This is a genomic window from Paenibacillus sp. 01T442, assembly GCF_056398345.1.
Genome location: NZ_JBFTPF010000228.1, coordinates 1 through 407, shown reverse-complemented (window position 1 = coordinate 407; position 407 = coordinate 1). Strand labels below are relative to the sequence as shown.

Here is a 407-nt window from a genome sequence, read left to right as displayed (position 1 = left end):
CTCTTTCACTGTCATATTCATTATGCATTCACCTCGAAATTCTTGTTTCCTAGAATTTTATATACCCGCATCTTCACTTTCTAAACCTTTCTTTTGAGCACAAGTAAAGTGAAGTCATCGTGAAGCTGAAAATCTTGTAGCTTGAGTAAGCTGGCATAGATGGCATCGACCATTTCCTGAGCTGAGTAGGGTAGGTGCTCTGCTATAAGCGCTTTGATATCCTCCCGCTCTAAAAAGCCGTCCTCCGACTTAGATTCTGTAACACCATCGGAGAATAAGATCACCATATCTCCTACGTCCAAATGCTTCTCATACTGCTTATAATCAAAATCTGGTGCGATTCCAAGTACAAGCCCTTTTGCATCTAAATCGTAAAATTTGTTCTCTTTATTGCAATAGAAAAAGCC

1 protein-coding gene is annotated in these 407 nt (G+C 39.8%); it reads right to left on the bottom strand.

Annotation, left to right across the window (positions count from 1 at the left end; translation table 11 throughout):
- Positions 1-80: 80 nt before the first annotated feature.
- The coding region (locus tag AC1DLM_RS35565) for a PP2C family protein-serine/threonine phosphatase (protein ID WP_477572643.1) at positions 81-407 on the bottom strand (327 nt) is incomplete at its 5' end.